The sequence below is a fragment of the Pararoseomonas sp. SCSIO 73927 genome, assembly GCF_037040815.1.
In the GTDB taxonomy this organism is placed as follows: Bacteria; Pseudomonadota; Alphaproteobacteria; order Acetobacterales; family Acetobacteraceae; genus Roseomonas.
The window spans coordinates 3,667,344-3,694,052 of the sequence record NZ_CP146232.1 but is presented as its reverse complement, the minus strand read 5'-3'; the positions used below and the strand labels follow the sequence as shown (position 1 = coordinate 3,694,052).

The 26,709-nt window shown below is 72.9% G+C and carries 29 protein-coding genes; 17 read left to right on the top strand and 12 right to left on the bottom strand.

Annotated features, from left to right (window positions below; translation table 11 throughout):
* Positions 1–54: 54 nt before the first annotated feature.
* Positions 55–1,524 carry an MFS transporter gene (locus VQH23_RS17425; protein WP_338661998.1) on the bottom strand — a complete coding sequence of 490 codons (1,470 nt, stop codon included), beginning with the start codon at positions 1,522–1,524 and terminating at the stop codon, positions 55–57.
* Positions 1,525–1,673: 149 nt separating this feature from the next.
* Complete coding sequence (gene bdcA, locus VQH23_RS17420; RefSeq protein WP_338661997.1) at positions 1,674–2,387, bottom strand: SDR family oxidoreductase; 714 nt, start codon at positions 2,385–2,387, stop codon at positions 1,674–1,676.
* 89 nt (positions 2,388–2,476) lie between these two features.
* On the opposite strand from bdcA, the gene VQH23_RS17415 reads away from it, so the two are divergent.
* The 3 genes from VQH23_RS17415 (at position 2,477) to VQH23_RS17405 (ending at position 4,651) form a co-directional block, all read left to right on the top strand.
* Positions 2,477–3,055, top strand: a complete 579-nt coding sequence (locus VQH23_RS17415; protein WP_338661996.1) for a helix-turn-helix domain-containing protein — start codon at positions 2,477–2,479, stop codon at positions 3,053–3,055.
* Positions 3,056–3,153: 98 nt separating this feature from the next.
* Positions 3,154–3,978 carry a type I methionyl aminopeptidase gene (gene map / locus VQH23_RS17410; RefSeq protein WP_338661995.1) on the top strand — a complete coding sequence of 275 codons (825 nt, stop codon included), beginning with the start codon at positions 3,154–3,156 and terminating at the stop codon, positions 3,976–3,978.
* A gap of 10 nt (positions 3,979–3,988) precedes the next feature.
* Complete coding sequence (locus VQH23_RS17405; protein ID WP_338661994.1) at positions 3,989–4,651, top strand: carbonic anhydrase; 663 nt, start codon at positions 3,989–3,991, stop codon at positions 4,649–4,651.
* Positions 4,652–4,731: 80 nt separating this feature from the next.
* On the opposite strand, the gene VQH23_RS17400 is transcribed toward VQH23_RS17405, so the two are convergent.
* Positions 4,732–6,666 (bottom strand): EAL domain-containing protein, encoded by a 1,935-nt coding sequence (locus tag VQH23_RS17400; protein WP_338661993.1) that lies wholly within the window; start codon positions 6,664–6,666, stop codon positions 4,732–4,734.
* Between the two features lie 526 nt (positions 6,667–7,192).
* On the opposite strand from VQH23_RS17400, the gene radC reads away from it, so the two are divergent.
* Both radC and VQH23_RS17390 read left to right on the top strand, forming a co-directional pair.
* Positions 7,193–7,942, top strand: a complete 750-nt coding sequence (radC, locus tag VQH23_RS17395) for a RadC family protein (RefSeq protein WP_408904344.1) — start codon at positions 7,193–7,195, stop codon at positions 7,940–7,942.
* Positions 7,943–7,986: 44 nt separating this feature from the next.
* Positions 7,987–8,982, top strand: a complete 996-nt coding sequence (locus tag VQH23_RS17390) for a serine protease (protein WP_338661991.1) — start codon at positions 7,987–7,989, stop codon at positions 8,980–8,982.
* Positions 8,983–9,210: 228 nt separating this feature from the next.
* Here the strand turns inward: VQH23_RS17390 and VQH23_RS17385 are convergent, their stop codons facing one another.
* Positions 9,211–10,215 (bottom strand): zinc-dependent alcohol dehydrogenase family protein, encoded by a 1,005-nt coding sequence (locus tag VQH23_RS17385; RefSeq protein ID WP_338661990.1) that lies wholly within the window; start codon positions 10,213–10,215, stop codon positions 9,211–9,213.
* 121 nt (positions 10,216–10,336) lie between these two features.
* On the opposite strand from VQH23_RS17385, the gene VQH23_RS17380 reads away from it, so the two are divergent.
* Entirely contained in the window at positions 10,337–10,702 is a 366-nt protein-coding gene (locus tag VQH23_RS17380; protein ID WP_338661989.1) for a helix-turn-helix domain-containing protein, read from the top strand.
* A gap of 149 nt (positions 10,703–10,851) precedes the next feature.
* Here VQH23_RS17380 and VQH23_RS17375 read toward each other — a convergent pair whose 3' ends face one another.
* The 3 genes from VQH23_RS17375 to VQH23_RS17365 all read right to left on the bottom strand — a co-directional run bounded on the left by VQH23_RS17375 (position 10,852) and on the right by VQH23_RS17365 (position 13,023).
* A complete protein-coding gene (locus tag VQH23_RS17375) occupies positions 10,852–11,547 on the bottom strand; it encodes a hypothetical protein (RefSeq protein WP_338661988.1) in 696 nt (231 codons plus the stop codon).
* A complete protein-coding gene (locus tag VQH23_RS17370) occupies positions 11,492–12,124 on the bottom strand; it encodes a TerC family protein (RefSeq protein ID WP_338661987.1) in 633 nt (210 codons plus the stop codon). Before VQH23_RS17370 ends, VQH23_RS17375 begins: the two co-directional genes overlap by 56 nt.
* A gap of 239 nt (positions 12,125–12,363) precedes the next feature.
* Positions 12,364–13,023 (bottom strand): TerC family protein, encoded by a 660-nt coding sequence (locus VQH23_RS17365; RefSeq protein ID WP_338661986.1) that lies wholly within the window; start codon positions 13,021–13,023, stop codon positions 12,364–12,366.
* 341 nt (positions 13,024–13,364) lie between these two features.
* Here VQH23_RS17365 and purB point away from each other — a divergent pair, with 341 nt between their 5' ends.
* The 3 genes from purB to VQH23_RS17350 all read left to right on the top strand — a co-directional run bounded on the left by purB (position 13,365) and on the right by VQH23_RS17350 (position 16,355).
* Positions 13,365–14,720, top strand: coding sequence for an adenylosuccinate lyase (purB, locus tag VQH23_RS17360; RefSeq protein WP_338661985.1), 1,356 nt, complete (start codon positions 13,365–13,367; stop codon positions 14,718–14,720).
* Between the two features lie 190 nt (positions 14,721–14,910).
* Positions 14,911–15,222, top strand: coding sequence for a hypothetical protein (locus VQH23_RS17355; protein WP_338661984.1), 312 nt, complete (start codon positions 14,911–14,913; stop codon positions 15,220–15,222).
* A gap of 119 nt (positions 15,223–15,341) precedes the next feature.
* Positions 15,342–16,355, top strand: a complete 1,014-nt coding sequence (locus VQH23_RS17350; RefSeq protein WP_338661983.1) for a peptidoglycan-binding domain-containing protein — start codon at positions 15,342–15,344, stop codon at positions 16,353–16,355.
* Between the two features lie 129 nt (positions 16,356–16,484).
* Here the strand turns inward: VQH23_RS17350 and VQH23_RS17345 are convergent, their stop codons facing one another.
* Together VQH23_RS17345 and VQH23_RS17340 are read right to left on the bottom strand one after the other, a co-directional pair.
* Positions 16,485–17,381, bottom strand: coding sequence for a general stress protein (locus tag VQH23_RS17345; protein WP_338661982.1), 897 nt, complete (start codon positions 17,379–17,381; stop codon positions 16,485–16,487).
* A gap of 45 nt (positions 17,382–17,426) precedes the next feature.
* Positions 17,427–18,002 carry a hypothetical protein gene (locus VQH23_RS17340; protein ID WP_338661981.1) on the bottom strand — a complete coding sequence of 192 codons (576 nt, stop codon included), beginning with the start codon at positions 18,000–18,002 and terminating at the stop codon, positions 17,427–17,429.
* Positions 18,003–18,270: 268 nt separating this feature from the next.
* Between VQH23_RS17340 and purC the strand changes: the two genes are divergently transcribed.
* The 5 genes from purC to VQH23_RS17315 are packed head-to-tail and all read left to right on the top strand — an operon-like array spanning position 18,271 to position 20,861.
* A complete protein-coding gene (gene purC / locus VQH23_RS17335) occupies positions 18,271–19,035 on the top strand; it encodes a phosphoribosylaminoimidazolesuccinocarboxamide synthase (protein WP_257717947.1) in 765 nt (254 codons plus the stop codon).
* A 2-nt stretch (positions 19,036–19,037) separates the two neighbouring features.
* The gene (purS, locus tag VQH23_RS17330; protein WP_338666119.1) at positions 19,038–19,277 is read left to right on the top strand and encodes a phosphoribosylformylglycinamidine synthase subunit PurS; all 240 of its coding nucleotides are present in this window, start codon (positions 19,038–19,040) and stop codon (positions 19,275–19,277) included.
* Positions 19,278–19,296: 19 nt separating this feature from the next.
* Positions 19,297–19,554: a hypothetical protein gene (locus VQH23_RS17325; protein ID WP_338661980.1), complete on the top strand. Its 258-nt coding sequence runs from the start codon at positions 19,297–19,299 to the stop codon at positions 19,552–19,554.
* Positions 19,551–20,225 carry a phosphoribosylformylglycinamidine synthase subunit PurQ gene (gene purQ, locus VQH23_RS17320; protein ID WP_338661979.1) on the top strand — a complete coding sequence of 225 codons (675 nt, stop codon included), beginning with the start codon at positions 19,551–19,553 and terminating at the stop codon, positions 20,223–20,225. The genes VQH23_RS17325 and purQ overlap by 4 nt, the downstream gene beginning before the upstream one ends.
* A 36-nt stretch (positions 20,226–20,261) precedes the next feature.
* On the top strand, positions 20,262–20,861 hold the full coding sequence (locus VQH23_RS17315; RefSeq protein ID WP_338661978.1) for a hypothetical protein: 600 nt from the start codon (positions 20,262–20,264) through the stop codon (positions 20,859–20,861).
* An 86-nt stretch (positions 20,862–20,947) separates the two neighbouring features.
* Here VQH23_RS17315 and VQH23_RS17310 read toward each other — a convergent pair whose 3' ends face one another.
* Positions 20,948–21,367, bottom strand: a complete 420-nt coding sequence (locus VQH23_RS17310; RefSeq protein WP_338661977.1) for a hypothetical protein — start codon at positions 21,365–21,367, stop codon at positions 20,948–20,950.
* 90 nt (positions 21,368–21,457) lie between these two features.
* On the opposite strand from VQH23_RS17310, the gene VQH23_RS17305 reads away from it, so the two are divergent.
* Complete coding sequence (locus VQH23_RS17305) at positions 21,458–22,021, top strand: helix-turn-helix domain-containing protein (RefSeq protein WP_338661976.1); 564 nt, start codon at positions 21,458–21,460, stop codon at positions 22,019–22,021.
* A gap of 37 nt (positions 22,022–22,058) precedes the next feature.
* On the opposite strand, the gene VQH23_RS17300 is transcribed toward VQH23_RS17305, so the two are convergent.
* On the bottom strand, positions 22,059–23,186 hold the full coding sequence (locus VQH23_RS17300; RefSeq protein WP_338661975.1) for a class I SAM-dependent RNA methyltransferase: 1,128 nt from the start codon (positions 23,184–23,186) through the stop codon (positions 22,059–22,061).
* A gap of 263 nt (positions 23,187–23,449) precedes the next feature.
* Here VQH23_RS17300 and VQH23_RS17295 point away from each other — a divergent pair, with 263 nt between their 5' ends.
* Together VQH23_RS17295 and VQH23_RS17290 are read left to right on the top strand one after the other, a co-directional pair.
* Positions 23,450–24,145, top strand: coding sequence for a hypothetical protein (locus VQH23_RS17295; RefSeq protein WP_338661974.1), 696 nt, complete (start codon positions 23,450–23,452; stop codon positions 24,143–24,145).
* 124 nt (positions 24,146–24,269) lie between these two features.
* Positions 24,270–25,361 carry an SMP-30/gluconolactonase/LRE family protein gene (locus VQH23_RS17290; RefSeq protein ID WP_338661973.1) on the top strand — a complete coding sequence of 364 codons (1,092 nt, stop codon included), beginning with the start codon at positions 24,270–24,272 and terminating at the stop codon, positions 25,359–25,361.
* Between the two features lie 86 nt (positions 25,362–25,447).
* Here the strand turns inward: VQH23_RS17290 and VQH23_RS17285 are convergent, their stop codons facing one another.
* Positions 25,448–26,545 carry a calcium-binding protein gene (locus tag VQH23_RS17285; protein ID WP_338661972.1) on the bottom strand — a complete coding sequence of 366 codons (1,098 nt, stop codon included), beginning with the start codon at positions 26,543–26,545 and terminating at the stop codon, positions 25,448–25,450.
* Between the last annotated feature and the right edge of the window lie 164 nt (positions 26,546–26,709).

Genomic DNA, 26,709 nt, shown 5'->3' with positions numbered 1-26,709 from the left:
CTTGAACTTTCCGCTACCGCGCCGGCCGTTCCGCGGGGCGGTCCGCCACCCGGCTCAGCCCGCCTTCACCCGCCGCACATGCCCCGAGGCCGCCGCCCCCGCATCCGCCGGCAGCCGCGCCGAGATCGCCATGCTCAGCAGCGGCGGCAGCGCCGCCCCGAGGAAGGCCACCGCGAAATCCGCCACCGCCGGCTCCCCCCGCCCCGCGATCGAGGCGGAAGCCGCCAGCCACCCCGCCCCCCAGGTCACGCCCAGCGCCATGAAGAGCTGCTGCGCCGTCGCCGCGATCGCCGTCGCCCCGGAAAGCTTCCCCGGCGGCACGTCCACGTAGGAGAGCGCGTTGGAGGAGGTGAACTGCAGGCTCCGCGCCAGCCCCCCCAGCGCCAGCACGACGAACACCGCCGCCATCGGCCAGCCCGGGTGGAACAGCGCGCAGGCCGCGAAGGAAACCGCCACCAGCAGCGCGTTCCACACCAGCACGTCCCGGAACCCGAACCACCGCAGCGCCACGCTCGTCATCGGCTTCATCGCAAAGGCCCCCAGCGCGGTTGCCAGCGTGATCAGCCCGGACACCGTCGCCGAAGCTCCGAACCCCAGCTGCAGGAACAGCGGCAGCAGGAAGGGCGAGGCCCCCGCCCCGATCCGGAACAGGCTGCCCGAGGCCACCCCGATCCGGAACGACGGGACGGCGAAGAGCGAGAGGTCCAGCGCCGGGTTCGGCGCCCGCCGCACCCAGCGCAGCGCCAGCCACCCCAGCCCAGCCCCCAGCACCAGGCCCAGCACCGCCAGCCACTCCGGCAGCACCCCGCGCCCCACCGTCTCCGCCCCGAACATCAGGAGGGCCAGCGAGGCCCCGATCAGCGTCACCCCCACCACGTCCAGCCGCGGCGGCGGCCTCTCCCGGCTCGCGGGGATGAACCGCCACACTGCCAGCAGCCCGACCGCCGCGACCGGCAGGTTGATCCAGAACACCGCCCGCCAGGTCACCGTGTCCGTCAGGAACCCGCCCAGCGGCGGCCCGAGGATCGGCCCCAGCAACCCCGGCATCGTCAGCCAGGTCGTCGCCCGCACCACGTCCGCCGGCCGCACCTGCCGCATCAGCAGCAGCCGCGCGACGGGCAGCATCATCGCGCCCCCCAGCCCCTGAATCACCCGTGCCGCCACGAGCTGCCCTAGCCCCTGGGAGAGCCCACACAGCGCGGAGGCGAAGGCGAAGACCCCGATCGCGATCATGAACACGCGCTTCGCCCCGAACCGGTCCGCCACCCAGCCGGAGAGCGGGATGAACACCGTCAGCGCGACGAGGTAGGAGGTGATGGCCGCGGAAAGGTGCAGCGGCTCGCTCCCGAGGTCCCGCGCCATCGCCGGCAGCGCCGTCGCGATCACGCTCGAATCCAGGTTCTGCATGATGAGGGCGGAGGCGACGATGATCGCCGTCAGCCGCGTGTTCGGGGGCGGGCCCGGCACCGGATCACCCGAGGAGGCCGCCACACCCTCCGCCGCGTCCAACCCCGAAACAGCCAAGCCTCGTCACCCCCCGCGCGCGGCCGGGCAGGCCGCCGGGCCGCGCCCTTATTGCGCCCGCCCGCGCCCCGCGCGAAGCCCCGGAGGGGGAGGAGAAGCGACAAGGCCGGGCCGGGCGGCCGGCGCGCCTGCCTGCCGCCCGGCCGCGGTCAGGCCGCGAAGCCCCCATCGATCGTGTGCATCGACCCCGTCACGAAGCCGGCCTCCGGCCCCGCCAGCCAGGCCACCAACCCCGCGATCTCGTCCGGCCGCCCGTGCCGCTTGAGGGCCATGATCCCGTAGAGCGTTTCCTTCAGCGGCCCGTCCGCCGGGTTCATGTCCGTGTCCACCGGCCCCGGCTGCACCGCGTTCACCGTGATCCCGCGCGGCCCGAAGTCCCGCGCCAGCCCGCGCACCATCCCCTGCACCGCCGACTTCGTCATCGAGTACGCCGCGATGCCGGGGAACCCGACATGGTCCCCCACATTGGAGCCGATCACCACGATCCGTCCCCCGTCCGGCATCCGGCGGGCCGCCTCCACCGCCGCGTGGTAGGGCGCGTGGACGTTGATGCGGATCATCCGGTCCACCTCGTCCGCGTCCAGTTCCAGCGGGTCGCCCATCATGGCCACGCCGGCATTCACCACCAGCAGGTCCAGCGCCCCGCTCTCCCGCACCCGCGTGACCACGGCATCCCGGTCCGCGCTGTCAGCCAGCTCGGCCCTCGCGCCCGTCTCCCCCGCCAACCGCTCCGCCGCCTCCCGTGACCCCGCATAGGTGAACACCACCTCCGCCCCGTCCGCGGCGAGGCGCCGCACGATCGCCGCACCGATGCCCCGGCTGCCACCGAGCACGAGCGCGCGCTTACCCTTCAGTCCGGCCATGACCAGATCTCCTTGCCGTTCAATATAGCGAGCACTACATAAATCCACGTGCCAACCCGTCAAGGCTTTTTTTAGCGATGGCTACAGATATGCCGCGCCCCCGCGGACGGCCCCGCCGCTTCGACCCCGAGGCCGCCGTCGCCTCCGCCCAAGCCCTGTTCCAGGCCCGCGGCTACGACGCGGTCGGCGTCGCCGACCTCACCGCGGCGCTCGGCATCAATCCTCCATCCTTCTATGCCGCCTTCGGCAGCAAGGCCGGCCTCTACGCCCGCGTGCTGGAGCGCTACGGCCGCGCCGGCGCCCTGCCCCTGGCCGAGATCCTCAGCCCCGGCCGCCCGGTGGCGGAGGCGCTCGCCGACCTGATCGAGGAGGCCGCGCGCCGCTACGCCGCCGATCCCGCCGCCGCCGGCTGTCTCGCCCTGGAAGGCCAGCGCTGCGGCGACCCCGCCGCGCGCGACGCCGCCCGTGCCACCGCCGAGGCCGGGACCTGCGCCATCCGCGACTTCATTGCCGCCCGCCACCCCGACAGGGCCGACGCCCTGACCGACTACGTCTCGACGCTGCTCTCTGGCCTCTCCGCCATGGCCCGCGCCGGCGTGGAACAGCCCCGCCTCCTCGCCGCCGCCCGCCTGGGCGGAGCGGCCATCCGCGCCGCCCTCCCGGCCTGAGGCGCCTTGCGCCCCGTGCATCCCCGCCCCTTGCATCCCCGCCCCTTGCATCCCGGCCATGCCTTGCAACCGCCCGGTGGGGCGCGCATTTTCGCCGCATGGACCAGACCGCCGGCGAAGCGCGCCGCATCCCCATCCACGGACCGGACGACTTCGAGGGCATGCGCCGCGCCGGGCGCCTGGCGGCCGAGTGCCTGGACATGATCGCGGCCCATGTCCGCCCCGGCGTCACCACCGGCAGGCTCGACGAGCTCTGCCACAGCTTCATGCTGGACCACGGCGCAACCCCCGCCACGCTCGGCTACCGCGGCTACACCAAGTCCTCCTGCATCAGCATCAACCACGTCGTCTGCCACGGCATCCCCGGCGACCGCGTGGTGGTGGAGGGCGACGTCCTCAACATCGACGTCACCCCCATCCTCGACGGCTGGTACGGCGACAGTTCCCGCATGTACGTGGCCGGCACGCCCACCACGAAGGCGCGCCTGCTGATCGACGTGACCTACGAATCCATGATGCGCGGCATCGCCGCCGTGAAGCCCGGCAACACGCTCGGCGACATCGGCCACGCCATCCAGTCCTACGTGGAGAAGCACCGCTTCTCCGTCGTGCGGGACTTCTGCGGCCACGGCGTCGGCCGCAAGTTCCACGCCCCCCCGAACATTCTCCACTTCGGCCGCCCGGGCGAAGGCCCGGTCCTGAAGCCCGGCATGTTCTTCACGGTGGAGCCGATGGTGAATGCCGGCCGCCCCGAGGTGAAGGTGCTGGACGATGGCTGGACGGCCGTCACGCGGGACCGTTCCCTCTCCGCCCAGTTCGAGCACACGGTGGGCGTGACGGAGACGGGCTGCGAGATCTTCACCCTCTCCCCCGCCGGCCTCTCCAAGCCGCCCTACGACGCCGCGCCCGCCACCCCGGCCTGAACCCCGCCGCATGAAAATTCCCGCGCGCCTACCCCTGCGCCTCATCGAGGGCTACCAGGGCTTTCGCCACACGCGCTTCCGGCGGGAGCGCGAGAGCTACGCCCGCCTGGCCGAGAAGGGCCAGAGCCCCGAGATCCTGATGATCGCCTGCGTGGACAGCCGCGTCGCGCCCGAGGTCGTCTTCGACGCCGACCCCGGCGAGATGCTCGTCGTCCGCAACGTCGCCAACCTGGTCCCGCCCTATCAGCCGGACGGCACCTACCACGGCACCTCCGCGGCCATCGAGTTCGCCGTGCGCCAGCTGAAGGTCCGCCACATCGTCGTTTGCGGCCACGCCTCCTGCGGCGGCATCAGCGTCTTTCGCCAGAACGCCCTGCGCGGCATGGACACCACCGGCGGCGACTTCATCGCCCAGTGGATGGAGATTGCCGCCCCCGCCACCCGCCTGGCCTGCGACGGCGTGGACCCCCTTCAGGACCAGACCGCGATGGAGCTGGCCGCCATCCGCCAGTCCCTCGGCAACCTCCGCACCTTCCCCTGGCTCGCTGAGCGCGAGACCGCGGGCGACCTCCACCTCCACGGCCTCCACTTCGCCGTGATGGACGGCTCCCTCCGCGTCCTGGACGAGGCCACGGGCAGCTTCGCCCCGCTCGAGGACGCGACGCTGGCCTGACCTGCCGGACCGGTCCGTGGTCATGGCGAGGAGGAAAGTCCTCCCCCCCGGTCCCGAACAGCTGGTCCCGAGACGCGCCCCTAATGCGCCCGCCGCGCGATCCGCGGTCCCAGCGGGATCGGGTCGGGCGTTTCCTCTGCCGCCATGCCCCGCAGCCACCGCTCCAGCGCGTCCGGCGTCATCGGCCGCGCGAAGAGGAAACCCTGCACCGCGTCGCAGCCGAGGGCGCGCAGCATCGCCACCTGTCGCGGCGTCTCGATCCCCTCCGCCACGAGCCGCAGCCCGAGGCTGTGCGCGAGCGAGACGGTCGCCTTCACGATCTCCTCCGCCCGCACATCCGTCCCCAGCCGCTGGGTGAAGCGCCGGTCCAGCTTCAGCCCGTCCAGCGGCAGCCGCAGCAGCTGGGAAAGCCCGGAATTACCCGTGCCGAAATCGTCCAGCACCAGCCGCGCCCCGCGCCCGCGCAGCGCCGCCAGCCCGTCCAGCGTGCGGTCGCTCACCCGGTCCAGCAGCACCTCCTCGGTGATCTCGATCTCCACCGCGCGCAGGGACAGGCCGGCCCGCTCCACCTGCCCGGCCAGCTCCACGGCGATGTCCGCCCGCGCCACCTCGCTGGCGGAGAGGTTCAGCGCCAGCCGCGTCTCGGCCAGCCGCCCCGCGGCCAGCAGCGGGCCCTGCAGCGCGGCGAAGGCCGCCAACGCCTGCCCGCGCACCGCCCGCCCGAGAAGCGCGCCCCGCGCCGGCCCGATGATGGGGAACAGCTCCCCGGGCGGCACGTCGCCCACCTCCGGATGGCTCCAGCGCGCCAGCGCCTCCACCGCCAGCACCGCCCCGTCCGCTCCCCCCTCGCCCATCCGGTCGGGGTTCAACCTTTCGGGGCCTAACCTTTCGGTACCGAACCTGCCCCGGCCCAGCCCGAGGATCGGCTGCAGCTGCGCCGTCGCGCCGGGAAGCCCGGCCGCGGCGTCCGCGTCGAAGGCCCGCAGCACCGCCGCCGCCCGCATCAGCTGCGCGGCATCCTCCGGGCTCGCGCGGCCGATGCTGCCGCGCGCGTCCCGCTTCGCCCGCACCAGCGCCTCGTCCGCCACGCGGACCAGCATCTCCGCGTCATCGGCATGCGCGGGCGCGAGCGCGATGCCGAGCGTGGCGCCGAGCCGCAGCATCCGCTCGCCATAGGGCACCGGCCGGTGCAGGGCCGTGCTGATCCGCTGCACCACCGCATCCGCCGTCGCGTCGTCCTCCACGCCGGAGAGGAGCACGACGAACTCGTCCCCGCCGGTCCGCCCCACCGTGTCGCCGGGCCGCACCGCCTCGCGCAGCCGCGCCGCCGCCTCCTTCAGCAGCGCGTCGCCCGCGGCGTGCCCCTCCCCGTCATTCGCCTCCTTGAAGTGGTCCAGGTCCACCGTGGCAACGGCCACAGGCGTGCCGCCGGCCAGCGTCTCCGTCAGCGCGGCCATCGTCGCGCGCCGGTTCGGCAGCCCGGTCAGCGCGTCCGTCAGCGCCGCCTCGCGCGCGTCCAGCAGGGCGCGCCGCAGTTCCAGGTTCGCCACCACGGCCCGGGCCAGGGTCCGCACCGTCCCGATCGTCTCCCGGTCGAACTGCCGCGCCTCCCGGTCGATGACGCAGAGGCTGCCGAGCGCGTGCCCCTCGTGGTTCACCAGCGGCACGCCGAGATAGGCGCGGATGTCCGGCGCCCCCGTCACCAGCGGGTTCTCCCGGAAGCGCGGGTCCTTCGTCGCGTCCTCCACCGCCATGGGCCGGTCGGGGGTGAGGATGGTGTGGGCACAGAAGGCGAGGTCCCGCGGCGTCTCCGCCACCTCCAGCCCGTGCCGCGCCTTGAACCACTGCCGCTCCTCGTCGACGAGGGAGACGAGCGCGATGGGGCTGTGCGTCAGCCGCGCCGCCAGGTCCACGATCTCGTCGAAGACCTCCTCGCTCTCGGTGTCGAGCACCTCGTAGGAGCGGAGCGAGGCGACCCGGCTCCTCTCGTCTCGCGGCAGCGGGGCTGGCGGCATGGCGTCCTCCGAACCGTCAGCTCCGGTCGCCCCCGCCCCGGGAAGGAGAACAGGCGGTCAGGCGACCGAAAGCAGTTCGCCTGATTTAACAAGTCCCGGGCTCTGTCTCAACCTAAGGTTGATTAAAACAAAAATTCATCGCGTCTCCACGCTTGGAGATGTCACCCGATTAAACCAAGCCGCACCGGCCGGTCACGAGAGGAATGGCCCGCTCCCTGACCACCGTCGCTGCCCTTTGATGGAACCCGCCCCGATCGGGCCTGACGGCGTGCACCTCTGGCGCCCCCTCACCGACCCTGCACCACCGGACGCCGCATCACGCCTGCCAACCGCGCCTAAACCTGCGCCCGTCATCGCCCCCAGAACCGCGCCAAGACCGGAACCACCCCCGCGCCGCCCCCATGGCAACCCGCTGCCCCAGCCGCCAAGGGCTCGAATCGGCCCGCCCGCATGGACAAGCCGTCCCGGCGCTCCCATCTTCACGAGATACGGAGAGCAGGAGGCGTTCTTGGCCACGCGGCGCGGCATGGAGGAGGCAAGCTCCGCTTTCTCCACCCTGCTCGATCTTCCGCCCGCCCAGGCCAGCGTCCCCGAGACAACCCCTCCGCCCGGCCCCGAAGGCCACCGCAAGCGCCTCCGGGAGAAGCTGCTCCGCGCCGGCCCCGATGCCCTCGCCGATTACGAGCTGCTGGAGATGCTCCTCTTCCTCGCGCTCCCCCGCGTGGACACCAAGCCCCACGCCAAGCGCCTCATGGCCCGCTTCGGCAGCTTCGCCCGCGCCGTCACCGCCTCCGAGAACGAGCTGCGCGGCGTGGAAGGCATCGGCGACGCCGCCATCGCCGCCCTCCGCCTCGCCCGCGCCGCCGCCCTCCGCCTTCTCGTGCAGGAAGCGCGGGAACAGCCCGTCCTCAACAACTGGGAACGCCTGGTCGCCTACCTCACCGCCGCCCTCGCGCACGAGGTGGTGGAGCAGTTCCGCGTCCTCTACCTGGACAGCCGCAACCGACTCCTCGCGGACGAGGCCCAGGCCCGCGGCACCGTCAACCACACCCCCGTCTACCCGCGGGAGGTGGTCAAGCGCGCGCTGGAGCTCGGCGCCACCGCCCTCATTCTCGTGCACAACCACCCCTCCGGCGATCCCACCCCGTCGCGCGCCGACATCGACATGACGGCCGAGGTCCGGCAGGCCGCCGCCACCCTCGGCATCCTCCTGCACGACCACCTCATCATCGGCAGCGGCCGCCACCTTTCCTTCCGGCGCGAGAACCTTCTCTGACCGCGGAGATTGACCGCCCGCCGCCCCGCCCCCACCCTTCCACCATGCGCGCCCCCCTCGCCGCGACCCTCCCCGGCCTCCTCGCCGCCCCGCTGGCCGCAGCCCTGCTGCTCGCCGCCCCACCCGCCGCGGCCCAGACCCAGGTCCAGACCTTGGTCCAGAGCGGCAAGCCCCCGCCCCTGGGCGCCAGTGGCGGGAGCGGCGGCGGCTCCGCGGCCGCGCCCGATCCCTCGGGCAAGCCGCCGCCCCTCTACGACATGCCGGACCCGGCCCCCCGCCGCCCCGGCCCGCCCTCGCGCCCGGATGCCCGCGCCCAGCCCGGCGCGCCTCCCGGCGCCCCCCCTGGCGCCCCGGGGCCCGACGGCAAGCCCCCGGCGCTCGACCCGCGCAGCGCCCCGAGGCCGAGCACGCGAGAGGTCTCCTCCGGCACCGGCTTCGTGATCGGGGAGCGCCAGGCGCTCACCAACGACCACGTCGTGCGGGATTGCCGCTCCGTCCGCGCCCGCAACGCGGACGGGCGGGAGATCACCGCCACCGTCCGCGCCCGCGACAGCCGGCGCGACCTCGCCATCCTCGACCTGCAGGAGAGCGCGGGCCCGGCCCTCGCCTTCCGCAACGCCCCGGACATCCGCCGCGGCGAATCGGTGGTCACCTACGGCTTCCCCCTCGCCGGGATGCTCTCCTCCGGCCCCACCCTCACCACGGGCGACATCTCCGCGCTCGCCGGCCTCGCCGACAACCGCGCCCACTTCCAGATCAGCGCCCCCGTCCAGCCCGGCAATTCCGGCGGCCCGCTGCTGGACCTCGCCGGCAACGTGGTCGGCATCATCACCAGCAAGCTCAATGCCCAGCGCGTGGCCCAGCGCACCGGCGACATCCCGCAGAACGTGAACTTCGCGGTGAAGGCCGAACAGGCCCTGGCTTTCCTGCGGGAGAACCGGATCCAGCCCCGCACCGCCACCAGCGGTCCCACCCGCACCGCCGCGGAGGTGGGGGAGGCCGTGAACCCCTCGGTGCTCTTCCTGCGCTGCCTGGGGTAGCGCGCCCACCGGGCACTCCCCTACCTCGGGAGATCGGCCCAACCCTCCGGGGCGCCACGCTACGACACCGAGAACCGGCCGGAAGCGGCAGCTCCGCTTCCGGCCCGAACACCCGGGGCAGAGGCTGCCAGAAGGGGCGGCCCTCAGCCGCTCCCGATCGAAGCGGAGTCGCCCTGCTCCAGGAAAGGAGCGGCATCCCCGGCAGGGAACGCCACCCTCGCGGTGTCGCTATCGCGGCGTGGGAAGCTGGACCGTCCCGCCCGCCACATCGATCGCCACCTTGCCGCGAAGCCCGCGGGATCCCCCGTTCTCGAGCAGCTCATGCGCCTCGCCGATCCGGGCCAGGGGAAGCACCGCGCCGATGACGGGCCTGATCAGGCCGCGCTCGACCAGGTTCGTCAGCGCGCCGAGCTTGCCCCGGTTCTGCCGGGTGAACACGAAGTGATAAGCGGCGTTCTTCCCCCAGGCCTCAATCAGGTTCTGCGGCCGCGCGATGTCGACGATGCTGACCACCCGCCCGCCATCCGCGAGGGCGAGCGCGCTCCTCTCCAGGGTGTCGCCGCCGATCGTGTCGAACACGACGTCCACCCCCTGCCCGTTTGTCAGCTCCGCCACGGCGGAGACGTAGTCGTCGGAGGTGTGGTCGATCACCTCGTCCGCGCCGAGCGAGCGCACGAACCCGTGGTTGTCGCGGCGCGCCGTGGTGATCACCCGCGCCCCCATCGCCCTGGCGAGCTGGATCGCCACCGTGCCCACGCCGCCGGCACCGCCGTGGATCAGAACCGTCTCGTGAACGGCGAGCTGCGCGCGCGTCACCAGGGCTTCCCAAACGGTGCCGCCAACCAGCGTCAGGCTCGCGGCCTCCAGATGGCCGATGTTGCGCGGCTTGCGGGCGACCAGATCGGCATCGGCAACGTGCTGCTCCGCGTAGGAGCCGGGGCCGCCGAAGATCCTGGGCGTGTAGTAAACCTCGTCGCCGATATCGAACTCGCCGACATCCGCCCCTTTCTCCTCCACCACGCCCGACACGTCGTGGCCGATGATGGCGGGCAGCGGCACGGAGGCGGCGTAGTCGCCACGCCGGATCTGGTAATCCAGCGGATTGATGGCGGTGGCATGAACCCGCACCCGGACCTGCCGAGATCCGACCGCCGGCACGGGAACCTCGCGCAACTCGAACGCGTCGAAGCCGCCGAACCTACTGAGGACGATCGCCTTCATGGTGCCGGTCATGCTCTTGCCCTTCCTCAAACTCAGCCGCTGGCCCAGCCTCTGGCAAGAGCTCTCCTAACGGGTCCCGGTCATTCCCATAATACGCACAAATTCTTCCCTGGGTGCACCGGAGGATACCGACATGGTCAAGCGACGCCATTCCAGTCTGGACTGCAATCCCGGTTGCGCGGTGGAGGCGGCGATCAGCCTGATCGACGGAAAATGGAAGTGCGTCGCGCTCTGGTATCTTCAGGAAAGGGGCGAGGTCCGCTTCAACGAACTGATGCGCCTGATGTCCGGGGTCACGCAGAGGACCCTGACCAACCAGCTGCGCGAACTGGAAGCGGACGGGCTCATTAACCGCGTCGTCTACGCTCAGGTGCCGCCCAAGGTGGAGTACAGCCTGTCCGATCGCGGCCGGACATTCATCCCCATCCTTCTGTCCCTCTCGGCCTGGGGGGAGGCCAACATGGACCTGTTCCAGCGGACCGAAGCGGCGGCCTCGTAGCCTTCCACCGACCTGCAGGCCCGTGCCATGGCACGGGCACTCCTCATGGCGAAGCGCAGCACGCCGGCGCTCCGGCAGCGACAGACCCGGAAACCCGCACCCATCGCCGCGCGGCCGGGGCACCGCCCCGGCCGCGGACCGGCGGCGGGCTACCCGCCCCGCGCCGCCCCCGCCACCTCGGCCGCGAAGGCGCGCGCATCGGCCGCCGGCGCCGCGCTGCTCGGCATCGTCACCTGCACCCGCAGGAACCGCCCGTCCGCCACGCCGACGCAGACCTGCCTCTCCACCCGGGTGCGCCCGAAGCTTCCCTCCAGCGAGGCGCAGGACAGGTCGCCACCCCGCGCCGGCACCGTGTAGCGCCCGGCGACGGAGAGCTGCCGCCCCGTCCGGTCCGAGGGAAGCGCCGTCGCCTCCGCAACCGCCCGCTCCACCTCCGGCGGCAGCTCGGCGGCCGTCACGCGGGGCCGCCCGAGGTCGTAGAGGAAGACATGACCCACCGCGACACGCCGGGGGGTGACGTACTCCGTCACCTTCCCCGCCCCCGCGTCGCCGGGCGCCACGTCCTGCGCCGCGCCCCGCTCGAAGCCCGCCGCCGCGGCGGGCAGGCGGGCCAGCACCGCGTCGATCGCCGGCCGGTCCCGCGGCGCGGCGGCCTCGTCCTCTCCCGTGGTGGCGCAGCCGGCCAGAGCCGCCAGGGCCAGCGCCGGCACCAGGAGGCCCACTGAAGAGAGGCGGCTCGCCGCCAATGAAGAGAGGCGGCTCGCCGCCGCCATGGCCGCGGCCGTGCCCTCAATGCGCGGCCGGCGCGTGCAGCCCGAGACCGAGACCCAGAGTCGTGTCGGCAATCGCCAGCCCTTCCCAAAGCAGCTTCACGCCGATCCAGGCGATCAGCGCCACGCCCAGATAGGCGATCCACTTGTAGCGATCCAGCAGCCGCGCCAGCAGCCCGCCCAGGATGCCCATCATCACGATGGAGACGACCAGGCCGATAATCAGCAGCGTCAGGTTGTCCCGCGCCACTGCCGCCACCGCCAGCACGTTGTCCAGGCTCATGGACACGTCGGCGATCACGATCTGCCACAGCGCCGCCATCAGAGTCTTGTCGTGGTGGGAAGACCCCTCGGCATCCTCCTCCTTCTGGCCCTTCCGCAGCTCCAGCAGGAAGTTCACGGCGATGTAGAGCAGCGCCAGCCCGCCCACGATGTCGATCCACCACAGCGCCAGCAGCTGCTGCGCGATGACGGAGAAGACGACCCGCAGCACCGCCGCGGCGACGATGCCGAACATCACCGCCCTGTTGCGCTGGCTCTCCGGCAGCCCCGCCGCCGCCAGCCCGATCACCACCGCGTTGTCGCCGGAGAGGATGATGTTGAGCCACATGATCTGCAGCAGTTCCGGCAGTGCCGAGGTGATCGCGTCCATGAACGTCTCCGCTGGGCCCGGGCCGCGATCGGGCGCGCCGGGGCCGGAAAGGGCAACCGGGCCGGCCCCGGGCGAAGGCCCGGGCCCCGTGCCCGCGCGCGGAACCTAGTCGCCGCCCCGGAAACGAGAAAGCGCCGCCCGGTCTCCCGGACGGCGCCAAAGGCTTGCATGACAAGGGGTTAACCGGCCCGTCACCTCGGGCCGGCCACCCCTAGTGAGCGGCCCTCAGGGAGCGGCCATCAGTGGGCAGATGGACGCTGGAAGGGCGTGCCCATCCACCAGGCGTTCACCTCGGTCGAGCCGGTCCAGATCATCTCGACCGCCACGTAGAGGATGACCAGCAGGCCCACCCAGGCGATCCAGCGGTGCTTCTCCAGCAGCCGCGCGATGAAGGTCGCCGCCAGGCCCATCAGTACCACGGAGATGGCGAGGCCGATCACCAGAACGTCCAGGTGGTCCTTCGCCGCGCCCGCCACCGCCAGCACGTTGTCGAGCGACATGGAGACGTCCGCGACGAGGATCTGGATGATCGCCTGCCGCAGCGTCTTCTTCGGCGCGCCCTGGGCCACCGCGTCGCCGGTCGCCGCGTCCACCGTCGCCTCGGCCGCCTCGTGCTGCTCGTGCGGCTGCCGCAGCTCGCGCCACATCTTCCAGCAGACCCAGAGGAGCAGCAGCCCGCCGAACAGCGTCAGGCCGATGATCGAGAGCAGCTGCGTCGTGATGGCCGCGAAGCCGATGCGCATCAGCGTCGCCGCGCCGATGCCCCACAGGATCGCCTTGCGCCGCTGCTCGGGCGGCAGCCCTGCCGCGGCCATGCCGACCACGATGGCGTTGTCGCCCGCGAGAACCAGGTCGATCAACAGGACCTGCCCCAGGGCGAAGAACCAATCCGCTCCCATCCGTGCTCCGCCTTCCCTTCCGGCCCCGCCCGGGCGCCGGCCATGATTGATTGCCCCCCGCCAGTGCCCGCGGGGGCGCCGGCCGCGCCGTCGCGGCCTGCCGCACCACAGGGGGCAGCCGACCGCGCATAAACAATCGGCAATCGCACGGCAACCTACTTCAACAAGCCCCTTCGCCGCCCCACCGGCACGCCGCCCCGCGGGTGCCCCGGAACCGCCGCGCCGCGCGCCGAGGTTGACGCCAACCCGCCCCCCGGATACCGCCCCCGGGCCTCACGAAGCCCTCCCTGGGCCCTCCCCGGGCCCTCCTTGGGCCCCTCCCCGAGCACCGGAACGCCCCGATGGTCCCGCGCTACACCCGCCCCCAGATGGCCGCGATCTGGTCCCCCGAGACCCGGTTCCGCATCCTCTTCGAGATCGAGGCCCTCGCCGCCGAGGCCATGGCCGAGCTCGGCACCATCCCCCGCGAATCCGCCGAGGCCATCCGGCGCGAGGGCGACCGCCGCATCGCCGCCCTCTCCCCCGCCGACCTCGAGCGCATCGACGAGATCGAGCGCGTCACCCGCCACGACGTCATCGCCTTCCTCACCTGGCTCGGCGAGACGCGGGAGGACGGGTCCGGGATGGGCGAGCACGCCCGCTTCATGCACCAGGGCATGACGAGCTCCGACGTGCTGGACACCACCCTCAACCTTCAGCTCGTCGGCGCCGCCGACCTGCTGATCCAGGACCTGGACGCTCTGCTGGCCGCCCTCCGCACCCGCGCGGAGGAGCACGCCCTCACCCCCACCATCGGCCGCTCCCACGGCATCCACGCCGAACCCACCACCTTCGGCCTGAAGCTCGCCGGCCACTGGGCGGAGTTCCACCGCTGCCGCGCCCGCCTCACCGTCGCCCGCTACGAGGTGGCCACCTGCGCCATCTCCGGCCCGGTCGGCACCTTCGCCAGCGTGGACCCGCGCGTGGAGGCCGCCGTGGCGGCCAAGCTCGGCCTCCGTCCCGAGCCCGTCTCCACCCAGGTCATCCCGCGGGACCGCCACGCCGCCTTCTTCTGCGCCCTCGCCGTCACCGCCTCCGCGATCGAGCGCCTGGCGACCGAGATCCGCCATCTGCAGCGGAGCGAGGTGCGCGAGGCCGAGGAGTACTTCCACCCCGGCCAGAAGGGGTCCTCCGCCATGCCCCACAAGCGCAACCCGGTGCTGACCGAGAACCTCACCGGCCTCGCCCGCCTCGTCCGCGGCTACGCCACCCCCGCGCTGGAGAACGTCGCCCTCTGGCACGAGCGCGACATCTCCCACAGCAGCGTGGAGCGCGTAATTGGCCCGGACGCCACGATCGCGCTCGACTTCGCCCTCGCCCGCGCCGCCGGCATGATCGAGAAGCTGACAGTCTACCCCGACCGCATGAAGGCCAACCTGGAGAGCCTCGGCGGCGTGGTTCACAGCCAGAAGGTGCTGCTCGCCCTCACCCAGGCCGGGATGAGCCGGGAGGACGCCTACGCCACCGTCCAGCGCTCCGCCATGGCCACCTGGGAGAACCTCGGCACCCCGGCGGGCCGAAGCTTCCGCGACAACCTCCTGGCCGACCCGAAGGTCACCGCCCTCATCATCCCGCAGGAGCTGGACCGCGTGATGGACCCGCAGCGCGACTTCACCCATGTCCGCGCCACCCTGGACCGGGTGTTCTCGGAAGCTTGATCCCGGCCGCCGCAATGCGGCAGCCCCCCGCCTCCGTTCCGCCCTCATGGACCCCCATCTCCCGGGTGTCCCTGGCCGGCCCAGCCGGCCTACGCAGCCGGCGGGTCACGCCGGCGAACCGAACCCGGCCGGCCACGCCGGCGAACGGAACCCCGCCGGCGGCGCCGGCGAACGGAGGAGGTCCCGCGAGATGATCCCGTCCCCCACCAGCACCGTCCGGCGCGGCACACTCCGCGCCGCCCTGGCCGCGGCGGCCGTGGCGGGCGCCCTGGCCCTGGCCCCGCAGGCGGCCGAGGCCGCCCCGGCCATGCCGGGCGTCGGCACCGCCGCGGCGCTGCAGCCCGTCCAGTACTACTACGGTCCGCCGCGCTACTACGCGCCCCCGCCACCGCGGCGCTACTACCGCCGCTACTACCGGCCCTACTACCCGCCGCCGGCCTACTACGCGCCCCCGCCGCCGCGCTATTACGCGCCGCCGCCCGGCGTCTACTACCGCTACTGACGGCGCGCCGCCGCGCGGGGCACACGCCCCGCGCGCCCGGCCGCATCGTCCCGCAGGACCACCGCCCCGCCCAGGTCCCCCGGCTTGACCGGGGCCGCGCCCGCCGGGAAACTCCGGGCGTGACCCACCAGCCGCGTTCCCTTCCCGCCGCCGCGCTGGTGGCGTTCGCGGCCGCATGCTCCCCCGCCCTCGCGCAAGGACCGAGCCGGGGCGCGATCGGGGCACCCGTCGGGGTGGCATCCCAGGCAGCACCCCAGGAAGCTCCACCGGGCACCGCCACCGACTGCGCCCCGTCCCCCACCCCCGGAACCGTGGCCGCCGCCCTCTGCGCGGATCCCGCCGCCCGTGCGGCCGACCGCCGTCGCGCCCTGGCCTACGAAGCCCTCCGGCACCAGCTGCACCCCTCCCAGCGCCCGGGGCTGGAGGCCGATGCCCGCAACTTCCAGGCCTTCCTGGAAACCGGCTGCCGCCCCGGCGGCACCCCCGACCCCGCCTGCATCGCCCGCGCCACCGCCGCCAAGCGGGACGACCTCCTGCGCTGGCTCCAGCCCCCGGCGCGCGAGGAGGCGGAGCGCGACCCGGACGCCGCGGCAGCCCTCGAATCCCGCCTCCCCGCCGCACTCGAGGCCCGGCGGGAGGCGATCGCCGCCCTCCAGCGCCGCGCCGGCCTCCCCCCTACCGGCCTCCTCGATTCCCGCACCGCCGCCCTCGTTCCCAGGCCGGCCACCCCATCCGCGCAGGCGCTCCCGACGAACGGTGCGCCCACCGCCCCGCCCGCCGGCACGGTCTGGCTCCCCCGCTTCCCCTTCGCGCTGAACGCCCGCTATGCCGTCCAGGACTGCGGCGGCCCCGCCGTCACCTGGTACGGCGGCGGCCTTCACCTCGGCGGCCGCGCTGTCCCCGGCGAGACAAACTACGCCATCTTCGCCGACGAGCAGCGCTTCTACCTCTTCCCCGCCACCGGCGGCCCCGCCCGCATCCTGGAGGGCCAGCCGGATGGCGGCATGCGCCTCTCCGGCGCCATCCCCGCGGCCCTCGCCGGCCGGGGAATCACCCCCGGCATCGTCCTCCGCCGCTGCGCGGAGGAGCCCGTCCGGATCGGTCCCGCGCCCCGCCCCGCTCGCCGGCGCTGACCCGCCCGGCCCACGGGCAGAAGATTAGAGACGACGGTCCAGCCGAGGGCCCGGCAAACCGCCCCTGAATAGAGAAAGGGCGGCCCCCGAAGAGGCCGCCCCACCCTCACCCGGTCGCGAAGGCCGCGATCAGATGCCCTTGTGCGTCGGGTTCGCGCCGGTCGTGTTGGTGCCCAGCGTCTTGTCCACCGCGCGCCCGGCCGCCGTGCCCGGCGGGTTCGCGGGCGTGCCGTCGGACTGGGACGGGAAGGCGCCGGAGGTGTTGGTCCCCGCCGCGCGGTCGAAGGCCCGGCTCGCCTCGGTGCCCGGCGGGTTGGTCCCCGTCGTGGTCCCGGCGGCGTAGGTGGAGGACGTGCCGGTGCGGCCCGTCTCGTTCTCCGGATGCGCACCGGAGATGTTGGTGCCGGCCACCTGGTCGACGCCGCGACTCACCATCGTGCCCGGGGGGTTGCCCGGCGTGCCGTCCGGCGAGTTCGCCACCAGCCCCTCGTCGTAGCCATTCCAGCCGCCGGCGCGGTAGTCCGCCTCGCGGCCCGCCGTGTCCACCGGGTTGTAGCGGGCCAGGATCGCCTCGGCCTCGCTGGCGCGCATGTCGTCCGCGCGGACGGTGACGAGGCTGCCGCCCCGGTTCAGCCCCTCGGAGTAGACATGCGCGTCGCGCTCCTCGACGCCAGCGCCCACCAGGCTGCCCAGCAGGCCGCCCGTCGCGGCGCCCGCGCCGGCGCCCGTCAGCGCCGCCACCAGCCAGCCGGCCGCGACGATCGGGCCCACGCCCGGGATGGCCAGCGCGCCAATGCCGGCCAGCACGCCCGCGCCACCGCCGAGCACGGTGCCGATGGTGGCGCCGGTGCCGGCGCCGGTCGCCGCGTCATCCCCGTCCACCGCGTCGGTGGTCGTCGTCGCGGCGGTGTCGCCGTTGCGGGCCACGATGCTCACGTCGTCGCGGGAGAAGCCGGCGGCCTCCAGCGCGTTCACCGCGGAGCTCGCATCCGAGTAGTTGTCGTACAGGCGGGCAATCGTCCGCATGGGAATCTCCTATCCTTCGATGTCAGGTCTTGTCGGATACGGCGCTCAGCGGGCCGGGGCGGCGCCCGTCACCACGTTGCCCTGGAAGTCCAGGCCCACATCGGCGCTCTGGCCACCGCGCATCGCGCGGCCGCGCCACACGCCGGACTCGTCCTTCCGCAGGTCCTGCACGCCCGTGAAGCCGGCGGCCTCGATCCGGCTGCGCGCCTGGCCCTCGGTGAAGGAGTTGGCGCCCGCCGCGGGAGTCGCGGTGGTCGCCGGCGCGCTGCCGTGGTTGTCCGTGCGGACGGCGGGCTGGCCGCCATCCGTGCGGCCCGCCGTGCCCGTGCCCGCCGCGCCGGAGGCGCTGCTGCCCGCGGCCGAGCCCGTCTCGGTGCGCGTGGTGCCGGAGGTGCTGCCCATCGGCGCGCCCTGCGTCGCCGTGCCCGCGCGGGACTGGGACGCGGCAGGGCCGGAGGTGGTGCCCGGCGCGGCGGTGGTGCCGGAGGGCTGGGTGGCAGGCGCCATGCTCATCGGCGGATTGCTGGGGGAGGAGGGGTTGCTGCTGTTCTGGGCCATGGCGAGGGGGGCCAGGGCAGTGGTGGCCAGGGCCGCGGCCAGGATGGCGACGCGCGTGCGCATAACGTGGTCTCCCTTATACTTCATGATGGCGCGGTCTGGTGCCGTGCCGTGCCCGGGCTTAACGCGGGTAAAGCCTGCGCGTTGACCGCCCGCGGTCACGCAATCGTGGGTTGCCCCTTTCGCCATCCACCCGGGCAGCCGGTCCCGGCCATGCGCCCTCCGCGGTGGCCCTCCCCCCTCCCCCCTGCTATAGCCAGCCCTCAATCGCCGCCCCGGGCGCCCGAAAGGCCGCCCCCGGCGGCCATCCGAGATTCCGGGAACCCCCTCCATGGCCCGCAGGCGGCAGCTCTACGAAGGCAAGGCCAAGGTCCTCTTCGAGGGCCCCGAGCCCGGCACCCTGGTCCAGTACTTCAAGGACGACGCCACCGCCGGCAACGGCGCGAAGAAGGGCGTGATCACCGGCAAGGGCGTGCTGAACAACCGCATCAGCGAGCACCTGATGACGCGCCTCGCCGAGATCGGCGTCCCCACCCACTTCATCCGCCGCCTGAACATGCGGGAACAGCTCATCCGCGAGGTGGAGATCATCCCGCTCGAGGTGGTGATCCGCAACATCGCCGCCGGGTCGCTGGCCAAGCGCCTCGGCATCCAGGAGGGCACCCGCCTCCCCCGCAGCATCGTCGAGTACTACTACAAGAACGACGAGCTGCAGGACCCGATGGTGTCGGAGGAGCACATCACCTGCTTCGGCTGGGCCTCCACCCAGGACCTGGACGACATCGTCGCCCTCGCGCTCCGCGTGAACGACTTCCTCACCGGTCTCTTCCTCGGTGTCGGCATCAGCCTGGTGGACTTCAAGCTCGAGTTCGGCCGCCTCTACGAGAATGACGAGATGCGCATCGTCCTCGCCGACGAGATCTCCCCGGACAATTGCCGCCTCTGGGATGCCAAGACCGGCGAGAAGATGGACAAGGACCGTTTCCGCCGCGACCTCGGCAAGGTCGAGGAGGGCTACCAGGAGGTCGCCCGCCGCCTCGGCATCCTGCCGGAGGCCGGCGTGCGCGACCTCAAGGGCCCGGAGCTGATGCAGTGACCATCAAGGCCAAAGTCTACGTGATGCCGAAGAACGGCGTCCTCGACCCTCAGGGCAAGGCCATCGCCCACGCCCTCGGCACTCTCGGCTTCGAGGGCGTGGGCGAGGTCCGCACCGGCAAGGTCATCGAGCTGGAACTGGCCGAGACCGACCCCGCCGCCGCGAAGGCCGCCGCCGAGGCGATGGCGAAGAAGCTCCTCGCCAACACCGTCATCGAATCCTTCCGCGTCGAGCTGGCCTGACCCGGCAGGCGCCCGCGCCATGATCAAGACCAGCCTCCTCATCATGACCGTCCTCACGGTCCTGATCTCGATGCTCCTCTCATGGCGCGAACGCCGTATGGCGCTCGCCCGCCCCGCCGCGCCCCTCCCACGCGGCAAGCGCCCCCGCCCGCCGGGCCTCATGGCCCGCGCCAGGCTCGGCATGGACCGCTGGGTCACCGCCGCCGCCATCGCGGCCCTCCTCACCATCGCCGTCCTCGGCGGCCTCCACTGGCTCAGGGTCCTCCAAGAACCATGAACGCCACCATCCTCCTCTTCCCCGGTACGAACCGGGAGCGCGACATGGCCATCGCCCTCCAGAAGGCGACCGGCCGCAAGCCCTCCCTCACCTTCCACCGGGAAACGGAACTGCCCCAGGGCACGGACCTCGTCGTCCTCCCCGGCGGCTTCTCCCACGGCGACTACCTGCGCTGCGGCGCCATGGCCGCCCAGTCCCCCATCATGCCCGCCGTCCGCGCCTTCGCGGCGAAGGGCGGCCACGTCCTCGGCGTCTGCAACGGCTTCCAGACCCTCTGTGAGGCCGGCCTCCTCCCCGGCGCCCTCCTCCGCAACGCCGGCCTGCGCTTCCTCTCGATGGATTGCGTCCTCCGGGTGGAGCGCGCCGGCACTCCCTTCACCTCCCGCTGGGGGAAGGGCGCCACCTTCCGCGCCCCCATGGCGCACGGGGACGGCAACTACTTCGCCGACGACGAGACCCTGGACCGCCTCGATGGCGAAGGCCTCGTCGCCTTCCGCTACGCCGACGGCAACCGCAACGGCGCCGCCCGCGACATCGCCGGCATCCTCTCCCCCAACCTCCGCGTCCTCGGCCTCATGCCGCACCCCGAGGACTTGGTAGACCCGCTGATGGGCGGCGAGGACGGCCTCCCCCTCTTCACCTCCCTCGCCGAGACCCTCGTTTCGGCCTGACATCGCTGCCATGGTGCCCTCCGAAGGAGGAGCACCATGTTCACCACCCTCCGATCCCGCCTGATCGGCGGCGGTGTCGGCATCACCCTTGCCACGCTCGCCTACTGGTCCCTGGACTACCTCACCACGCCCTGGGCCAACCCTTTCTCCGCCAACGGCACCCTCACCGGCCGGTGGTCCGGCGCCACCACCACGCGCACCGGCCGCCCCCTCCGCCTCTGGATCTCGCTCTCCCTCCACGCCCGCAGCAGTTCCTGCCGCGCCGGCGCCTCCTGCCGGCCCTACGCCGAGGGCACCGCCATCACCTGCGACGAGCGCGGCACCCGCCGCAGCTACCGCATCACCGCGACCGTCCCGGACAACGACGAGTCCCGGATCCGCTTCAGCCCCACCCCGCCGCCCGAGGCCGCGCAGGAGGTCCATCTCGGCCCCCTCACCGGCAGCCGCACCGGTGACACCCTCCGCCTCGAAGGCCGCCTATTCGCCCCCGGCGGCGTCACCACCACCCTCTGGACGGATGAGAACGGCGTGGACCGCAGCACCCTCCGCGCCGGCCACCCCGACGCCGAGGTCACCACCACCTGGACCCTCGCCCGCAGCACCGCCCCCCTGCCGCGCAGCTGCCCACCGGCCTGACCGGCGGCCCCGGCCTCACCAGGGCCGGAACCCTGGACCGCCCCGACGGCAGGGACACCGCCCGGCCGATGCCGGCCCGGACACCATCACCCCGCCTGCCCTCTCGCCCGCGTGGCAATGAACCGCCAGTCCGCGATCCCGGCCAGGCGATGGGGTACAGCGCCCCGGGCATAGCTCTCGCTCGCCAAGATCGCCCGGAGGTCGGCGAAGCGCTCGTACCGCACGACCACAATATCGTCCCAACCGTCCTCCGGACCGGCCAGCAGCCCGCTCACCCAGTGGCCGGCGTAGACGAGCGTGGCCGACACCCCCAGCTCCGCCGCCGCGGCACGGAAGCCCCCGACATACCCCTCGTAATAGGCGCTCCGAGGATCGGGCCGCGCCCCCTCGAAGCCGGCCGGGTACTCCGTCCGCGCGCGGAAGCGAAGGAGATTAACCATAACCACCGGGCCGTCGCCGACAGCTCCCGCGGCCGCATCGAAAGCCTCCAGGCTCAATTCGTTCATCGCCCGCCATCTCCAACTGCTTCTGACATCTAAACACTTAATGTCAAAAAGTCGCGTTGACAACATCGCCCGACATGTCAGTTACGGGACGTGCCCCCGAAGGACTCCAAGGAGACCCTGGCGCTGGACAGCGCCACGGACGTGTTCACCCGCTACGGCTATGCGCGCACCACCATGGGCGACATCGCCGCGCGGGCGGGCATGTCGCGGCCGGCGCTCTACCTCCTCTTCCCCGATAAGCAGGCCGCCTTCGACCGGGTGATCGGGCGCATGGACCGCCTGAAGCTGGAGGAGATCGCCGCCGCCCTGCCCGCGCTGGACGGGCTGGAGGAAAGGCTCCTCCACGCCTGCCTCTCCTGGGGCCTGCACGGCGCGGAGCTCGCCGCCGCCCATCCCGACGCGGCGGACCTGTTCGACCTGCGCTTCGCCTCCGTGCGGCAGGTCTACGCCAACTTCCAGGACCTCATCGCCGGCCTCATCGCCCCGGCCCTGGCCGAGGCGGGGCTGGACGCGACGGCGGACGAGATGGCCCGCGCCTTCGTCTACGGAATGCGCGGCCTCCTCGCCACCGCCGCCGACCCGGCCGACCTGCGCCGGCTGCTCACCGTGCAGGTGAAGGTCCTGGCACGCGCGCTGAGGGACAAGCGGGGCTAACCAAGCGCAGCGCCCCCCGATCGGGCGCCACGCCCCCTCACCCCAGCACCCCCGTCCGGTACAGCGTCACCCGCAGCCCCCCATGCGGCACCGGCGCCCCCGCCGGCAGGAAGGGCAGCCCCGTCGCCCGCGCCAGCCGCGCCTCGCTCGCCACCATCCCCACCCGCCAGCCGGAGAACCGCTCCAGCATCACCCGCCCGAAGGCCTGGTACAGCGGCAGCAGCTTCCCCTTGTCCCCCAGCCGCGCCCCGTAGGGCGGGTTGACGATCACCAGCCCCCCACCCCCGATCGGCCCCCCCTCCGGCGGCACGACCTCGCTGATCGCCGCCTGTCGGAAGCTGCACAAACCCTCCACCCCCGCCCGCGCCGCGTTGGCCCGGCTCATCGCCACCGCCCCCGCGTCCCGGTCGCTGCCGTGGAACCGGAAACCCGGCTCGCGCGCGCTCCTCACCCCGCGCATCCGCTCCCACGCCTCCGCGTCGAAGCTCGCCAGGCTCTCGAAAGCGAAAGACCGGGCCCGGCCGGGGTTCAGCCGCGCCGCGATCTCCGCCGCCTCGATCACGAAGGTCCCGGACCCGCACATGGGATCCACCACCGGCTCCTCCCCGGTGAACCCGCACTCCCGCAGGAACAGCGCCGCCATCGTCTCGCGGATCGGCGCCGCGTTCACCGCCTCCTTGTACCCGCGCTTGTGCAGCGGCTCGCCGGAGGTATCGACGCTGATCGTGCAGAGGTCATCCTCGATCCGCACCATCACCGTCACGCCGTCCTCCGGCGAATGCGGCGCTCCCAGCACCTCACGGATCGCCCTCTCGACCCGCTCCGCCGCCGCCCCGCTATGATAGATCCTCGACCCCGCGCAGGACGCCTCCACCCGGAACGGCACGTCCTTCCGCAGCACGTCGCCCCAGGGCACGCGCCGCGCCCGGTCGTCCAGCTGCGCCAGGTGCACCGCCCGGAAAGCGTCCACCCGCGCCAGAACCCGCCCCGCCCCGCGCACCCAGAGATTGGCCCGCCACACCTCCGGCCACCCCCCGCGCGTCACCACGCCCCCCGGCACCGCCTTCGGCCGCTTGAACCCCTTCCCCCGTACCTCCTCGGCCAGCGCGTCCTCCAGCCCCGGCACGGCCGAAAGGAAGATCTCGAAATCCGTCTCCGCCATCATCCCGCCCACCATCCCGCCACCGCCGTTCGCGCAGCCCTTAGGGACCGGAGCGACCCTTGTGAACCGCACGGGCGAAGCGGGCGCACCCTCCCGCCACCTCCCGCGCACGGCAGCCTTCCCATCCCACAATGCGGGAGTGAGCCACCCCGAAGCCATCCTCGCAGGACGGCCGCGCGGCCCCCGGCCCGGACGCCCCCGGGACTTCCCGCCTCCACGGCCCGCGTGCAGGATGCCGTTCCGGCCACGCACCGGATAGGACATCCATGCGCCCCGCCCTACCCCGCCGCCCGATCCTCGCAGCACTTCTCTCAACCCTGGCCGGGGGCGCCCAGGCGGATGGCTACTACCCTTGGCCCAGCGCCCCGCCCGACGCCGACACCTGGCTCTGGCCCCACTACAGCGCCGCACGAGAGGCCGCCCTGCATCTCCAGTTCGAGGTAAGGGCCGCCCCGCACCCCGAAACCGCCATCTCCTGCACGGTCCCCGCGGTGGTCCGGCGCGTGTTCCGCGCCGACAGTGAGACCCTGGACCAACCGCCTCGCCCGGTGCCCCCGGTCCAGCCCGGCACGGCCCTGGTGCTGGTCATGCCCTGCGACACCACCGCCATGCCCTTCGAGCCCGCCCCGTTCAACCCCGCCCGCATGTCCCGGTCGTGGTACCAGGCTATGACAAGCCCCTACACCGGCTCGAGGCAGTGGCGCCTGCCGATCGAGCGCCGCGTGCCGCGCCCCGGCGACGTGATGGAGGCCTTCCTCTCCCCCAGCCGCTCCCCTGCCCCACCATCCCCCGGCGGACCCGCCGACCAGCCGGCCCCGGCGGAGGAAGCCCGCTGGTCCATCCCCGCCCCCCTCACCGCCATGCGGGTCACCGGCCCCGGCGACGCGCCGCGCATGGCCGACCCGCCGAGGGGGCCGCGCCCGCTGAAGCCCCTCGTCTTCCCCACCCATCCCCCGCGATGACCGGCCGCCTCCGGCGCCTTGCCGCGCCCCGCACGCGGGGCCCACCCTTGCTCCCCTAGGCCCCGCCATGCCCATCATTGCAACGACCCGCGCCCGGCAAGAGGCGCGCAGAAGGAACCCAGGAATGACGACCACCCGCCGCGCCCTGCTGCGCGCCGCCGCTGCCGCCGCCCCCGTCCTCGGCGCGGGAACCGCCGCCGCCCAGTCCTTCCCCTTCACCCCGAACCAGCGCTACCCCGACCCCGCCGTCGGGATCCTGGACCCGTCCTTCACGAAGTACCGCATCTACAGCAGCACGGTGGAGCAGCTCGCCTCCGGCTTCCGCTGGGCCGAAGGCCCCGCCTGGTTCCCCGAGGATGGCGGCTACCTCCTGTTCAGCGACATCCCGAACAACCGCATCATGAAGTTCAGCGAGAGGGACGGCAGCACCACCGTCTTCCGCAGCCCCGCCAACTACGCCAACGGCAACGCCCGCGACCGCCAGGGCCGCCTCGTGACGTGCGAGCACTCCGTCACCCGCCGCGTCACCCGCACGGAGAAGGACGGCAGCGTCACCGTCCTCGCCGACAAGTACGAGGGCAAGCGCCTGAACTCCCCCAACGACCTCGTGGTGAAGTCCGACGACACGATCTGGTTCACCGACCCCACCTTCGGCATCGCCGGCGAGTGGGAGGGCAGCCGCGCCACGCCCGAGCAACCCACCACCAACGTCTACCGCCTGACGCCCGATGGAAAACTCACCGCCGTCATCACCGACCTCGCCCTGCCCAACGGCCTCGCCTTCTCGCCGGACGAGCGCAAGCTCTACGTCGTCGGCCGCAACCCCGCCCCCGCCCGGTCCCTCTTCGCCTACGACGTCGGCGCGGACGGCACACTCTCCAACCGCGTGAAGCTCATCGACGCCACGGACAACGCCGCGCTGGACGGCTTCCGCGTGGACCGGGACGGCAACCTCTGGGTCGGCTACGGCAGCGACGGCAACCTCGAGGCCCAGCCCACCACCGTCAACGGCCGCCCCGTCTTCAACCCCCGCGGCAAGCCGGAGGAGCTGGACGGCGTGATGGTCTTCAGCCCCCAGGGCAAGCCGCTCGCCCATATCCGCCTGCCCGAGCGCTGCGCCAACCTCTGCTTCGGCGGCCCCAAGGGCAACCGCCTCTACATGACCGCCAGCCACTCCCTCTACGCCCTCTACGTGGAGGCCCACGGCGCCGTCTGAGCGCCCAGAGCGCGCCCCCTGTCGCGGGCAGCCCCGGGCCGGAGGGATCGCCCCTCCCGCCCGGAACGGCGCCGCGCCCGCGCGCCCTAGCCGAGCGGCGATCGCGCCTCGTTGGCCCCGAACTGCAGGAAGTGCTCCAGCGGGTTGATGCCGGCCGCCGCGACATCCGTGTAGGTCGCGAGGTAGGCGCCGGTGTCGAACCCGGCCGAGGGATCCCGCCCCTCCCGCCAGCCATAGAGGCCATAGTGCTCCAGCGGGTTGATGCCGGCCGCCGCCACGTCCGGGTTCGCCGCCAGGTAGGCGGAGGTGTCGAACAGCGCGTTGGGGTCGCGCCCCTCCCGCCAGCCGAACAGGGAGTAGTGCTGCTCCGCATCCGCGCCGGCGATCAGCACGTCGAGGCCCTGGCTCGCGTAGAACAGGTCGTCGACGAGCACGTTCCCGTCCCCCGTGTCGACCACCGCGTCGGAGAACTGGAACCGCTCCACGTTCGTCACCGTGTCCGTGCCCTCCGCCCGGGCAATCACCGCGCGGGTGCCGAGCGAGGCGATGGAGGTCCCGCCGAAGGTGAAGTCGAACACCACGGTGTCGCTGCCCAGCCCGCCCTCGATCTGGTCGCTGCCGACATTCCCGTTCATCACGTCGTCGCCCAGGTCGCCGACGAGAACATCGTCATCCGCGCCGCCGAACAGCGTGTCGTTCCCGAGGTCGCCGTCGACGAAGTCGCGCCCCGCATCGCCGGAGACGACGTCGTTGTCGTCGCCGCCCGTCAGGAAGTCGTCGCCCTCGTTGCCGTTCACCGTGTCGGCCCCGGCCTCGCCGACGAAGAAGTCGTTGCCGAGCCCGCCGGACATCACGTCGTTGCCGGGATTGCCGGCCGCGTAGTCGTCGCCGTCATCGCCGAAGATCGTGTCGTCCCCGGCCTCGCCGATGAGCTGGTCGGCACCGGCATCGCCGTGGATCAGGTCGTTCCCCAGGCCGGCCGCCACGTAGTCGATCCCGTCGCCGCCGAAGATCGTGTCGTTCCCGCCCTGCGCATCGATCCGGTCGAACCCGCCCCCGCCCTGGATCTGATCGTCGCCGAGCGCCGCGGCGATGATGTCGTCGCCCAGCCCTCCGTCGATCACGTCCGGGCCGTCGGTTCCCGGCAGGTTGTCGGACGCCGCTGTGCCGAAGATGGTTGCCATGGTCCTGCCCGCTCCGTTCTCTCGGGTGTTCGGCGAACACCGCTGGGACGGCCCGGCGCAAGCGCGCCAGGCCGCCGGGAAGGGTTGGGCGTCAACAGCGGATGCCAAGGCTGCTTCCCGGAAATAAAGAAGCAGCAAATACTCGAGAGAAAACACGCATGTTA